The organism is Neobacillus driksii, from assembly GCF_013409995.1.
In the GTDB taxonomy this organism is placed as follows: Bacteria; Bacillota; Bacilli; order Bacillales; family Cytobacillaceae; genus Neobacillus; species Neobacillus driksii.
The window spans coordinates 99274-111590 of sequence record NZ_JACCBX010000007.1; the positions used below are offsets into that span (position 1 = coordinate 99274).

Sequence of the window (12317 nt, forward strand, 5' to 3'; positions counted from 1 at the left end):
GAAGATTACTTTTTTATTATTAATGACTCATACCTTCATGTCCGGTATGGGATTCTGTGTGAGTCTCTGTTTCAGGTGTTTCTGAAGCTTCTTCACTATGATCATGACCAGCTGGCGGCGGTGAAAATTCTAGGTGAGTCCCAGTGTATGTTTGCTGCCCAAGATGACCTGGTTCTAATAATTCTTCAAATTTTTTCTCTGTAATCGGCTTAGCAGTTTCCTTCACTTCTTTTACCCAGTCGTCAAAATCCTCTTGGGACATAGCAGTTACATTAAAGGTATTTTCAGCAAATCCTTTACCCGAGAAGTTTGCGTTTCGCCCCATAAATTCACCAGGGACATCTGCAGCTAAGTGTAAAGTTGTTACATGGTCACCCATTGCATATTTTTGTCCCCCAAGTTGAGGAATCCAAAAACTGGTAATTGGTCCGTATGAATACAGTTTAAATTCCAGTGGTCGGTCTGTTGGGATATATAAGTAATTTACTGTTTCAATGCCTTCTTCTGGGTAACTAAAGTGCCACTTCCAGTTTGAAGATGAAGCATAAACGACTAATGGTTCCTTATCTTCGTATCCTTTTGGTTTTGCCTCAACAATATAGTTACTTTGGACGGATACATAAGATAGGAAGGCAACGATTAATACAGGAATTCCAACCATAACGACCTCAACCCAAAGGTTTCCTTCAATATGAGGTGGTTCATAGTCTGCTCTTTGTTTAGAAGCGCGATATTTTACTAACATGTAGACTAACAATGCAAAAACGACCAAGACAATGACAGACATTACTCCTATCGATAATAGGATGTCACTTGCCTGTCTTTTTGCTTGAGGACCTTTAGGATCCAAGACTAGTAATGGCTCACATCCAGCTAATAAGGTGATGATTGTTAAAAACACTGAAAATAAAGCCACTTTAATACCCTTTTTGTGCATGTTTTTATAACTCCTCTCATTGATAATCACTGTGGTTATTCGTGAATTCATTCACAAACTTATTTGGAGATTTATCTAAAATAATTACTTCCTAATAATAACTATATAATTAGTGTTATTATCCCGTACCACAATATTAACAACAAAGGTGTGATGTTTATATACGTTTTTTGAAGAATTTGTGACAAATTTGTTAAGGTTTTAAATTCCAATGAAAATCGGAGTGGAAGTTGAAATACTAAAATAATTGTCTATTTTTGCATAATAATGGGATAATGAATATGTATACTAATGGAATAGGAGAGACAAACATGAAAGTCAAAATTAATCGCCATGCAGCGAAGGCATTGAAGAAAATGTTGGAAGGTCCAGAAGCAGAAGGGAAAATGTTCCGTGTGTATGTAACCAATATGCATGGCGACCATGCTCATTATGATTTAATGCTAGATACTCCAACAGAACATGATGAAGTGGTAAAAACTGATAAGGACATTGATATCATTCTTGATGCTCGTGAGGAATATCTAGATGGAGTATGGATTCAACTGTTTCATGTCCCAAAAGAAGAATGGCTGATTACCAACCCAACAAAGGGCGGTCATCACCACCATCATTAATAAATAAAAAATAAAGACTTCCACCTGAAGGTTTTCAGGTGGTTTTTTGATTGTAATTTTCAAAATATTTTCATATAATCCAAGTACTTAACTAAAAAGGAGATCTGCGATGATTCGACGTTTCTTTTCCTATTATAAACCTCATAAAAAGCTTTTCCTTCTTGATTTTAGCAGCGCAGTTGTGGTTGCTGTTTTAGAATTAGCTTTTCCAATCGCGGTATCGTGGTTTATAGATAAGCTATTGCCAAGCGGCGACTGGCAAGCAATCGTGCTCGTAAGTCTTGGACTGTTTACAGTTTATGTTTTAAGTACCTTATTACAATTTGTGGTGAATTACTGGGGGCATAAACTTGGTATCAATATTGAAACAGATATGAGACAAGAGCTTTTTGAACACGTGCAAAAACAGTCCTTTCGCTTTTTCGATAATACGAAGACCGGGCATATTATGAGCAGGATTACAAATGATCTTTTTGACCTTGGTGAACTTGCTCACCATGGACCTGAAGATGTATTTATTGCAGTGATGACTTTTATCGGTGCATTTTGGATTATGCTGACGATCAATGTGAAACTAGCGCTAGTTGCTGTTTTAATTTTACCGTTATTGGCATTATTAGTTGTAGTCTGCAATCTAAAGATGAATAAGGCCTGGAGTCAAATGTACACAAGCATTGCAGATGTAAATGCTCGAGTGGAAGATAGTGTTTCAGGGAGCCGTGTTGTTCAATCATTTACAAATGAAGATTTTGAGATTGCGAGATTTCGGAAAAATAACCATAAATATAGAAATGCAAAACTAGTTGGATATCGTGTGATGTCTTTCAGTTTATCTGGTATTTATATGATGACAAGACTTATTACAATTATTGTTCTAGTGTATGGAGCATGGCTAAGTTTTACAGGGCAGCTTTCTTATGGGGAGCTCGTAGGATTTGTCCTTTATGTAAATGTTCTGTTTAAACCAATTGATAAAATTAGCGCGATTATGGAATTGTATCCTAAAGGTATGGCTGGATTTAAACGTTTTATGGAAATTATAGACTCTGAGCCAGAAGTAAAGGATACGGATGATGCTATCGAAGTCGCTTCACTAAGCGGTGATATTGTCTTTAAAGATGTTTCCTTTAGTTATGACCAGCAAAAATCAGTACTTGAAGATATTAACTTGGACATTCGTGCAGGCGAAACGATCGCGTTTGTCGGACCATCTGGGGCAGGTAAAACAACCATTTGTTCCTTAATTCCTAGGTTTTATAATGTCAGCAATGGCTGCATAACAATTGATGGATTCGATATTCGTAATATCACTAAAAAATCACTGCGCTCTCAAATAGGTATTGTTCAACAAGATGTCTTTCTTTTTACTGGGACCATTAGAGAGAATATTACATACGGAAAGCGAAATGCTACCGATGAGGAAATTGTAAAAGCAGCGAAGAGCGCTCATCTTGAGAAATTTATTCAATCATTGCCTGATGGTTACGAAACTGAAATTGGAGAACGTGGATTAAAGCTTTCAGGCGGTCAAAAACAAAGACTTGCGATTGCAAGGATGTTTTTGAAAAATCCACCGATATTAATTTTAGATGAAGCGACATCTGCACTTGATACCGAAACAGAAATGGTCATTCAAGAAGCTTTGAACGAGTTGGCTAAAAACCGAACAACCTTGATTATCGCACATAGGCTTGCTACCATTCGGAATGCTGACCGGATCATTGTCGTAACCGAAGATGGAATTGCTGAGGAAGGCGGTCATGACGAGTTAATCGAACATGGCGGTATTTTTGCAAGCCTTCACCGGGTACAATATCAGCAGTAGAAAGGAAGTATCCCTGTTATAGTCGCAGGGATATTTTTATATACTCTGATTTTGAGATCACTACAATTGATGTTACTCTAAAGAAGAATTGTTGAAAGGAGTTGAAATACATATGGAGAATTTCAAAAGTGATGTTGAAATTAAACTGATTGCACTTGATATGGATGGAACTCTGCTAAACGATGAGCATGAGGTCTCGGAGGAAAATCGAAAAGCGATAAAAGAAGCACAGGAAAAAGGCGTATTTGTAGTCCTAAGCACGGGGCGTTCACTAAGAAACTGCCAAAAGCATGCTGATTCACTAGCGTTAACTTCATATTTAGTAACGGTGAATGGCAGTGAAATTTATGATGATCAAAGAGGATTAGTAGAAAGAAATCTTGTAACTTCGGAGTCGATACAGTGGATGCTGGAGTTAACTCAAAAGCATAAAATTCGATATTGGGCCATCAGCACCAATCGAAACTATTTTGATGAAATGCCGGACGATATTCACGCTGAGGAATGGTTGAAATTCGGTTTTAATATAAAGGATGTACCAACAAGAGATATGATTCAAAAAGAATTGGAGGCAAGAGGGGAATTTGAATTAAGTAACTCAACTCCAACCAATATTGAGGTAAATCCAGTAGGAATTAATAAAGCGAAGGGTCTTTCACTTGTATGTGAACGCCTCGGAATTGATATGAAAAATGTTATGGCAGTAGGTGACAGCCTAAACGATTTAGCGATGATTAATGCAGCCGGATTAGGTGTGGCTATGGGAAATGCTCAGGAAACAGTAAAAAAGGCTGCTGACTGGATTACGGCTAACAATAATGAAGATGGTGTAGCTGTGGCTATTCGTAAATGGGTACTTTAGGGATATCTGTTACGAAAGCAGTGACAATATACGGAAAAGATATTTCTTTTTTTAAAAATAAATTCCATTTGAATGGGAAATACTTTCTATACAAGAGGATTTTGTTTAAAATGATTTTCTCTTGGGTATAATAATCGGGCAAGACTATATTGCAATTTCATGTAATTGTTACATGCTAGGAGGAGCTACAAAAATGGAACATGGTAAAGTAAAATGGTTTAACGGTGAAAAAGGCTTTGGATTTATCGAGCGTGACGGTGGAGATGACGTATTCGTACACTTCTCAGCAATCCAAGGCGAAGGCTACAAAACGCTAGATGAAGGTCAAGAAGTAACGTTTGAAATCGAAAATGGACAACGTGGTCCACAAGCGGTTAACGTTCGTAAAGCGTAATAAACCTTCTAAATCAAACAGACTCCAATTGGGAGTCTGTTTTTTATTTTTCTGTAAAAGTCGGTAATGAGAGCCGGAAAACCTAAAACGAAGAGAAAGAGGTCACTCATGAAAACCATGAGAGCCCGAGAACTGTAAAAAGGAGAGAGAGCGGTCACTCATAAAGGCGATGAGAGCCCGTGGACGGCAAAAAGAAGACAGAACGGTCACTCATAAAGGTGATGAGAGCCCGAGGACGGCAAAAAGAAGACAGAAAGGTCACTCATAAAGGCGATGAGAGCCCGAGGACGGCAAAAAGAAGACAGAACGGTCACTCATAAAGGAAATGAGAGCCTGTGAACGGCAAAAAGAAGACAGAAAGGTCATTCATCTAGTAGCCAGTAAACTCCCTAGATAAAAAAACCTCCACGAAAAGTGGAGGTTCAATATGTGATAAGTAAAATGGTTATTTATAGTATAGGGTTAATTCACGAAATTCATACCTAAGGGTAGTTCATATTACCGTTAGGTAGATTTTGAATTCACTATTTCCTGCACTCTGCCAACTTGACCATCCATTAACCTTACCTTTATCCCATGAGGATGGTTCTTCGAGTTTGTTAATATATCCTTCACGACACCACTTGTGAGTTTTCCGGTTCTTTGATCAGCCTTGAGTACAATTTTAACCTCTGTACCGGCAGTGATGTCTTTTCTATTTTGACCGTTCATTAAACACCCATTTTCCTGCGTGTGTTACTCACTTTTTTGGTCTGCTGGCTTTTCATTTTTTGGCCATTTTGAAGACCACCCTGGGTGTTATTCGCTGCTGCAGCTTTGTTCTTTTTATTTGCTAGCTGCTGCTTCATCGCTTCCTGTAAACTCATTTTCTTTTTTGGTTCTTCATTTTGGTTTGTTTGATTGTTTTCTGACATTAGGAAATCCTCCTGAAAAAATGTACTTTCATATCCTCAGTATAATCTATTTACACTTAAATTAACAATCTAATCCGGATAGATACTAGAGGTTTAATTCACAGAATATTCTTTTTAAGAAAAGTACAAATTGGTTAAAAATTGCACATGTAGAATTCCCATATTAAACTAACTCTTGCAGAAGTGAAAGGGAGATTATTACATGAATCACAAAACAGCTATAGTGACCGGTACATCAAGTGGATTTGGATTGAGTACCTCTATTGAATTAGCACGAAAGGGTTTTACCGTTATTGGTGCTATGAGGAACAGACATAAAAGTAGCGGCCTGTTGGAAGAGGCAAGAAAGCATGGGGTACAATCCCGAATTATTGTTTTTGAATTAGATGTTACGGATGAAAACTCTGTCCTCGCGTTCCGAACGCGAGTACTCGATGAGTTTGGAAAAGTGGATGTTTTGATTAATAATGCTGGTTATGCCGGTGCTGGCTTCGTTGAAGAAATTTCAATGGATGAATACCGAAGACAATTTGAAACAAATGTTTTTGGGGTTATAGCCGTCACCAAGGCCTTTTTACCTGTGATGAGGAAAAATAGCATGGATGTATTATAAATGTTAGCAGTATAAGCGGTAAGGTTGCATTCCCCGGACTGTCACCGTATATTGCGTCAAAATATGCCCTTGAGGGTTGGAGTGAAAGCCTTCGTTTAGAAATGCAGCCATTTGGGGTAAAGGTGATTTTAATTGAACCTGGGTCCTACAAAACGAATATTTGGTCAAGTGGTAAACAGGTTGCAGTTAAATCTTTGGAGTCAGATTCTCCGTATCAAGAATATATGGAAAGCATAGAAAGATATATTGCAAATGGAGAAAATAGCTTCGGAGACCCGCTGGATGTAGCAAAAAAAATAGCACAGATTACATCAATGGATACACCTGACATTAGGTACCCAATTGGTCGCGGAGTTAAGGCTACTATATTAGTGAAGAATTTATTACCATGGAGAATATGGGAAAAAATCATCATAAGTAAACTGTTCAAAAAATAGTATTAGTAAAGCAGCGTCCTTTGTAAAGTATTCATGAAGTTGTCGATTTTAGGAAGGAATTTCAAGGATACAGTGAGAATAATAGATAAATAAACAACCTTAGAGGAGGGATATGTTTGGACATCCAAGTGCTTGAAAAAGAAGAAATGAAGGTAGTTGGAATTTCCTGGAGCGGCACCTATTCACAATTGAATACCATTCCAGAATTTTTTGATGTGATGAAAGAGCGGATTGATGAGGTATCTAATCAAACGAATACTTCAATCTTAATTGCTCCCTTTCATAGCAGAGAAACCGAATTGACCTATTATGTAACAACACCTGTGGAAAAGCTGGAAAATGTCCCAGAGGGTATGGTAGGGTTCACAATTCCTCGTAAAAATTATGTTTGTACTTCGCATAAAGGGAGTCTGGAAGAAGTAGAAAATACATATCGGCAGACATTAGTTTGGATGCAGGAGTATGGTTATGATTTGGATAACAATGCCCTGAGTTTAGAAGTGTTTAAACAAAAAGATCTTGATAACGATGGAAATATTCAATTTGAACTTTATCTGCCTGTAAAAACGTATGGAAGCGAATATTAGTATGATGTGAAGGAGTAGATTTCGACTTCTTTTTCTTTTTTTAGCAATTCTCACAACTATAAGGTATACTAGTACTAATCATATAGTTGAATAATTCCTTCGGGGTCAGGTGAAATTCCTAACCGGCGGTGATGAAGCATAGCTTCTTAGTCCGTGACCCGTTTAACAATCGTTAAGCGGTGGATCTGGTGAAACTCCAGAGCCGACAGTTAAAGTCTGGATGGGAGAAGGAAAAAAATCCGGTTTAACCAAGGGAGCAGTCTACCCTTTTTTAAGCCCTATTTTCTAATTGCCTTTTCCAAGGACCCTGAAGAGTTTCATATCTTCAGGGTCCTTTTTTCTTCTTTTATGATCGTAAGTGAGGAAAAAAATTGCATGAACTTGCAAAAGATAGGGAGGGAGAACAAAAGCTATGTTTACCGGCATTATTGAAGAATTAGGAGTAGTAGCGAATATCAAGCGAAGCGGAGAATCTTTTGTTTTGACAATTGACGCAAAAACAATTCTCAAGGATGTCCATCTTGGCGACAGTATCTCGGTAAACGGTGTTTGTCTTACTGTTACTAGCTTTACTAGCAGCCAGTTTACGGTAGATGTAATGCCTGAAACCGTGAAAGCATCAAGTTTACAATCTTTGAAACGTGGCGTGAAAGTGAATCTCGAAAGAGCCATGGCAGCAGGAGGTCGATTTGGAGGTCATTTCGTTTCAGGGCATATTGATGGTACTGGGGTAATTAAAAGTAAAAAACAGGTAGAAAACGCGGTTTATTTCGAAATTGAGACCTCGCCGGAAATATTAAGGTATGTCATTGAAAGAGGTTCGATTGCCGTAGACGGGACAAGCCTGACAGTATTTGGAGTCACTGACGAAACATTTACTTTATCACTCATTCCCCATACATTATCTGAAAGTATTATTGGTCTTAAGGAGTCCGGGGATATTGTCAATCTAGAATGCGACATGATTGGTAAGTATGTGGGGCATTTTTTAACGAGAGGACAAAATACTGGTAACAAAAAAAGTTCATCCGGTATTAGTACGAGTTTTTTAGAAGAGCATGGATTTGCTTAATTACATAGAAAGGAGAGATGACACGTGTTTGATAAAATTGAAGAAGCTCTGATTGATTTACAAAACGGAAAAGTTATCATTGTTTGTGATGACGAGGATCGAGAAAACGAAGGTGACTTTGTCTCCTTAGCAGAAAAAACCACGCCTGAGGTTATCAACTTAATGGCTACACATGGCAGAGGCTTAATCTGTGTTCCGATTGACGAGGAATTAGCACTGAAATTAGAACTTTTTCCAATGGTCGTAAATAATACGGATTCACATGGTACGGCATTTACCGTCAGTATTGACCATAAATTTACAACGACAGGGATATCTGCATTCGAGCGCTCTGCAACGGTACTCAGTATGCTCGATCCAGAATCAAAGCCTTCTGATTTTAAGCGTCCAGGGCATATTTTCCCTTTGATTGCCAAAAAAGGAGGAGTACTACGGAGAACTGGACACACCGAAGCGGCAGTGGATTTAGCAAGACTATGCGGCTCTAAACCTGCTGGAGTCATCTGTGAAATTATGAATGAGGATGGAACGATGGCACGTGTTCCCCAGCTGCGAAAAATTGCTGATGAACTTGACGTTAAGATGATTACCATTAAAGATTTAATTGAGTATCGCAACAAAAAAGACAAGCTGGTCAAACGTGAAGTTGAAATCAATTTGCCTACGGAATTTGGTGAATTTAAGGCTGCAGGATACTCAAACGTCATCGATGGGAAAGAACATTTAGCGTTAATTAAAGGGGAAATTAATCCTGAGGATCCTATTCTTGTTCGTGTTCATTCCGAATGTTTAACCGGTGATGTTTTCGGTTCTTATCGCTGTGAATGCAGGTCTCAGCTCCATGCGGCATTAAGTCAAATTGAAAGAGCAGGAAACGGAGTTCTCCTTTATATGCGTCAGAGCAGTGGTTTAGTCAATAAATTGCGGGCACACGAGCAGCAAGAGGATGGACACAACAGTATTGAATCTGATTTGCGTGAATTTGGTATTGGTGCTCAGATTTTAAAGGATTTAGGGATTAGCAAAATGAAATTGTTAACCAATAACCCGCGAAAAATAAAAGGAATTAAGGGATTTGATCTTGAGGTCGTTGAAACCGTTCCTTTGCAAATGGAGATCAACGAAGAAAAGGTAAAATAAAAACTACACAATCATTTGGAGGTATTAAAATGGGACATATTTATGAAGGTAATTTAGTAGGCTCAGGTTTAAAGATAGGAATCGTGGTAGGACGTTTTAACGAGTTTATTACCAGTAAATTATTGAGCGGTGCACAGGATGCCCTTAAAAGACATGGTGTAAGCGAAGAAGATGTTGATATTGCTTGGGTCCCAGGTGCATTTGAAATTCCGTTAGTGGCTCAAAAAATGGCAATTAGTAAAAAATATGATGCTGTTATTACACTTGGAACCGTAATTCGCGGGTCTACACCACATTTCGACTATGTATGTAATGAAGTGGCGAAGGGTGTTTCAAGAATTAATCTAGATAGCGGCATTCCGGTTATTTTTGGAGTATTAACAACAGAATCAATTGAGCAGGCAATTGAGCGTGCAGGAACAAAGGCTGGAAATAAAGGCTGGGATGTTGCAACGGGTGCTATTGAGATGGCAAACTTATTGCGAACTTTCGAATAATATAAAGTTTTTTGGTGAAATTTGCTTAAAAATATAGCTTTCATTTTTATTTACTATATAATAAATCTATCATAAAAAAATTATTGAAGAAAAGGTGCTGAAGATCTTAATGGTTTTTAGCTTAAAAGGGAAGTTGGTTAAAATCCAACGCGGTCCCGCCACTGTATATGGGAGCAACCTGCAAAATGTCACTGTCAAATCGATGGGAAGACGCAGAAAGCGATGACCATGAGCCAGGAAACCTGCCTTATTCTAGTGCCCCAAAAGAACCTACGAGGATAGGGAGGTGTGGACGACTAGAGTCATTTATTAATGGCATTTAATCAAACCAACATCTCTACATTACGTGGAGATGTTTTTTTGTTTGAATTTTTTTAGAGGGTGCAGTTTTTTGTGATGTATTTTGGCGCAAGTCATAGGGGGAAGAAAAATGAAAAAATTATCAGCGTTATTATTAATTCTTTTGTTAACAATAGGTGCGCTTGCAGCATGTGGGGAACAAAAAGAAACGGTAAAGGATGAAGGAAACAGCAGCACAGAGCAAAAAGGCGAGGAAACGGCATATCCTGTAACCATTAAAGACGCATTAGACAATGATGTTACGATTAAGGAAAAGCCAGAGAAAATCGTTTCATTGATTCCTAGTAATACAGAGATTGCTTTTGCACTCGGACTAGGGGAACAAATTGTAGGTGTATCTGATTATGATAATTATCCTGATGAAGCAGCAGAAAAAGAGAAAATCGGCGGGATGGAAATTAATATCGAAAAAATCATATCATTGCAGCCAAATTTAGTGTTAGCACATGCTTCTGCCATGAATGGGACAGAAGGCCTGCAGCAATTAAGGGATGCTGGGCTGACAGTTTTAGTTATAAATGATGCCCAAAATTTTGAGCAGGTTTATGATTCGATTGCGATGATAGGAAAGGCCACAGGTGAAAACAAGAAGGCTGAAGAACTAATTAAGAGTATGCAGGATAAACTAGCAGAAATTAAAGCCAAGGCTGGAGAAATTAAAGAAAAGAAAAAAGTATTTGTAGAGGTATCTCCTGCTCCTGAAGTGTTCACAACAGGAAAAAACACATTTATGGATGATATGATTAGTGTGATCAATGCTGAAAATATTGCAAGTGACCAAGAAGGCTGGATTAAGATCGATCAAGAAGAGATGATTAAACGAAATCCCGATGTAATCATTACTACATATGGTTTTTATACAGATAATGCTGTTGAACAAGTGTTATCAAGACAAGGCTGGGAAAATGTCAATGCCATTAAGAATAAGCAAGTCATCGATGTGGATTCTGATCGTGTGACCCGCTCTGGCCCAAGGATTGTTGAAGGAGTAGAGGATCTTGCAAAGGCTGTCTATCCAGAAGTTTTTAAATAATAAAATAGCAGCCTACTTACTTGCGGGAAGTTTCCTTCTCTTTTCAGTGTTAGTAGGAATTTCGATAGGAACCGTTTCGGTTCCTATCTTTACCATTATTGAAATTATAATTTCGAAGCTCTTTGGATCTATTTCAATGGATCAAATTGACCCCATGTTTTCGAGTATCGTTTTAAATATCCGGCTTCCGCGGGTTATATTGGCTGGTATAGTAGGTGCTTCTCTTGCGATTGCAGGTGCAGCCTTTCAAGGATTATTAAGGAATCCTTTATCAGATCCATATACGTTAGGCGTATCATCCGGTGCATCTGTTGGGGCAGTACTCACTTTATTTTTCCAATTATCAATCCCCGTCATCGGCAGCTTTACCCTTCCATTACTTAGCATTTTGTTTTCTTGGGCTACGATTTTCTTCGTGCTGGCATTCGCCCGAAAAATTGAACGCTCCATGAGAGTGGAGACGATAATTTTAACGGGAATCATTTTTAGTTCTTTTCTCGGTGCATTCATTTCACTCATGATTGCTTTAACTGGCGATGAGCTTAGACAAATTATTGGCTGGCTGTTGGGAAGTGTATCAATGAGAGGCTGGGAATACATAAGAATTATTTTACCTTTCTTTATACTAGGTTCCATCATACTTATTTTGAATGCCAAAGAATTAAATGCCATGTCCTTTGGCGAAGAACGTGCCCACCATTTAGGGGTAAACGTTCAAAAAAGAAAACTAATCATCTTAACTGCAGGATCAATTTTAACTGGTGCGGCCGTTGCCGTTTCAGGAACGATTGGTTTTGTTGGGCTGGTTATACCGCACCTTTCAAGATTATTATGGGGACCAGACCATAGGCACCTGCTCCCACTATCGATCCTTACTGGAAGTGGATTTTTAATTTTAGCAGATTTAATCTCAAGAACGATTATTTCTCCAACTGAGTTACCGATTGGAGTCATAACTGCATTAATCGGTGCCCCGGTATTTGCATTAATTCTATTACAGAGAAGAAGAATGGAAAGAAGTGGATAAAG

General features: G+C 38.3%; 13 protein-coding genes, 1 pseudogene and 2 riboswitches. Of the genes and pseudogenes, 11 read left to right on the forward strand and 3 right to left on the reverse strand.

Annotated elements, in window-relative coordinates:
* Positions 1-19 precede the first annotated feature (19 nt).
* On the reverse strand, positions 20-937 hold the full coding sequence (qoxA, locus tag F4694_RS16595) for a cytochrome aa3 quinol oxidase subunit II (protein ID WP_179599952.1): 918 nt from the start codon (positions 935-937) through the stop codon (positions 20-22).
* A 311-nt stretch (positions 938-1248) separates the two neighbouring features.
* Here qoxA and F4694_RS16600 point away from each other — a divergent pair, with 311 nt between their 5' ends.
* From F4694_RS16600 to F4694_RS16615, 4 genes are all read left to right on the forward strand, one after another.
* Positions 1249-1554: an iron-sulfur cluster assembly accessory protein gene (locus F4694_RS16600; RefSeq protein WP_179599954.1), complete on the forward strand. Its 306-nt coding sequence runs from the start codon at positions 1249-1251 to the stop codon at positions 1552-1554.
* A 109-nt stretch (positions 1555-1663) separates the two neighbouring features.
* Positions 1664-3379, forward strand: a complete 1716-nt coding sequence (locus tag F4694_RS16605; RefSeq protein WP_179599956.1) for an ABC transporter ATP-binding protein — start codon at positions 1664-1666, stop codon at positions 3377-3379.
* 112 nt (positions 3380-3491) lie between these two features.
* Positions 3492-4241, forward strand: a complete 750-nt coding sequence (locus tag F4694_RS16610; RefSeq protein ID WP_179599958.1) for a Cof-type HAD-IIB family hydrolase — start codon at positions 3492-3494, stop codon at positions 4239-4241.
* 193 nt (positions 4242-4434) lie between these two features.
* Entirely contained in the window at positions 4435-4635 is a 201-nt protein-coding gene (locus tag F4694_RS16615) for a cold-shock protein (RefSeq protein WP_045515670.1), read from the forward strand.
* A 504-nt stretch (positions 4636-5139) separates the two neighbouring features.
* Here the strand turns inward: F4694_RS16615 and F4694_RS16620 are convergent.
* Together F4694_RS16620 and F4694_RS16625 are read right to left on the reverse strand one after the other, a co-directional pair.
* A complete protein-coding gene (locus F4694_RS16620; RefSeq protein ID WP_179599960.1) occupies positions 5140-5346 on the reverse strand; it encodes a YwbE family protein in 207 nt (68 codons plus the stop codon).
* Positions 5346-5549 carry a hypothetical protein gene (locus tag F4694_RS16625; RefSeq protein WP_179599962.1) on the reverse strand — a complete coding sequence of 68 codons (204 nt, stop codon included), beginning with the start codon at positions 5547-5549 and terminating at the stop codon, positions 5346-5348. Before F4694_RS16625 ends, F4694_RS16620 begins: the two co-directional genes overlap by 1 nt.
* Positions 5550-5751: 202 nt before the next feature.
* On the opposite strand from F4694_RS16625, the pseudogene F4694_RS16630 reads away from it, so the two are divergent.
* From F4694_RS16630 to F4694_RS16660, 7 genes and pseudogenes are all read left to right on the forward strand, one after another.
* Positions 5752-6599 (forward strand): annotated as a pseudogene (locus F4694_RS16630) (SDR family oxidoreductase).
* Positions 6600-6715: 116 nt separating this feature from the next.
* Positions 6716-7186 (forward strand): GyrI-like domain-containing protein, encoded by a 471-nt coding sequence (locus tag F4694_RS16635; RefSeq protein ID WP_179599964.1) that lies wholly within the window; start codon positions 6716-6718, stop codon positions 7184-7186.
* Positions 7187-7277: 91 nt separating this feature from the next.
* A riboswitch (FMN riboswitch) is annotated at positions 7278-7422 on the forward strand.
* A 176-nt stretch (positions 7423-7598) separates the two neighbouring features.
* Positions 7599-8258: a riboflavin synthase gene (ribE, locus tag F4694_RS16640; RefSeq protein ID WP_179599966.1), complete on the forward strand. Its 660-nt coding sequence runs from the start codon at positions 7599-7601 to the stop codon at positions 8256-8258.
* A gap of 24 nt (positions 8259-8282) precedes the next feature.
* Positions 8283-9398 (forward strand): 3,4-dihydroxy-2-butanone-4-phosphate synthase, encoded by a 1116-nt coding sequence (ribB, locus tag F4694_RS16645; protein ID WP_179599968.1) that lies wholly within the window; start codon positions 8283-8285, stop codon positions 9396-9398.
* Positions 9399-9427: 29 nt separating this feature from the next.
* Positions 9428-9895 carry a 6,7-dimethyl-8-ribityllumazine synthase gene (ribH, locus tag F4694_RS16650; RefSeq protein WP_179599970.1) on the forward strand — a complete coding sequence of 156 codons (468 nt, stop codon included), beginning with the start codon at positions 9428-9430 and terminating at the stop codon, positions 9893-9895.
* A 75-nt stretch (positions 9896-9970) separates the two neighbouring features.
* Positions 9971-10159: riboswitch (cobalamin riboswitch) on the forward strand.
* A gap of 166 nt (positions 10160-10325) precedes the next feature.
* On the forward strand, positions 10326-11288 hold the full coding sequence (locus F4694_RS16655) for an ABC transporter substrate-binding protein (protein ID WP_179599972.1): 963 nt from the start codon (positions 10326-10328) through the stop codon (positions 11286-11288).
* Complete coding sequence (locus F4694_RS16660) at positions 11254-12315, forward strand: FecCD family ABC transporter permease (protein WP_179599975.1); 1062 nt, start codon at positions 11254-11256, stop codon at positions 12313-12315. Before F4694_RS16655 ends, F4694_RS16660 begins: the two co-directional genes overlap by 35 nt.
* Positions 12316-12317: the final 2 nt, after the last annotated feature.